Origin of the sequence: Rhodopseudomonas sp. WA056 (assembly GCF_010906995.1) — a bacterium.
GTDB classification, from domain to species: Bacteria; Pseudomonadota; Alphaproteobacteria; order Rhizobiales; family Xanthobacteraceae; genus Rhodopseudomonas; species Rhodopseudomonas palustris_G.
Window position 1 is genome coordinate 1 of record NZ_QPFS01000259.1, and the last position, 738, is coordinate 738.

Annotated in this window: 1 pseudogene; it reads left to right on the forward strand. The window is 73.8% G+C overall.

The annotated features are described in order from the left end of the window. A pseudogene (locus DU475_RS23910) lies at positions 1-738 on the forward strand (DUF2793 domain-containing protein); the annotation flags it as partial.

Sequence of the window (738 nt, forward strand, 5' to 3'; positions counted from 1 at the left end):
GCGCCGAATCTGCTCGCCGTCAAGTCGAACGCCGCTTTGTTCGCCGCGATCGAGCCGGCCGCGGGCGGCAGCGGCGACATCCGTGTCCAGCTCGCCAAGGCCGGCCCGGCCGATCCCGCCTCGGTGGTGTTCTCCAACGCCTATTCGGGCCGCGCCGAATTCGGCCTGATCGGCGCCGATGCGTTCAAGCTCAAGGTTTCGGCCGACGGCGCGAACTGGACCGAGGCGCTGACGATCGATCCGGCCGGCGGCGCCTGCGCGCTGCCGCGCGCCCTGGCGCTGACCGGCGTCGCCGCGCCGCCGCAGCTTGCCGCCGATCAGAACGACTACGCGCCGGCCGGGCTCGGCGCGGCCTCGGTGCTCCAGCTCTGGTCGGACGCCGCGCGCAGCCTGACCGGGCTGGCCGGCGGCACCGAGGGCCGGATGGTCTGCATCGTCAATGTCGGCAGCCAGCCGCTGACGCTGGCCAGCGACAGCGCCGCCTCGGCGGCGGCGAACCGGTTCTCGCTCGGCGGCGACATCGCGATCAGCGGCAAGCAGGCCGCGCTGCTGCGCTACGACGCTGCCGCCGCGCGCTGGTTCCTGATCGCCGGCGGGATCGACCGCGGCGCCTGGACGCCGTACACGCCGACCGTGACGCCGGGCGGCGGCAGCTTCGGCGCCGTCACCGCCACCGGCGCCTACAAGCGCATCGGCAAAACCGTCTTCCTCCGCGTCAGCATCGCGGTCGCCAACATC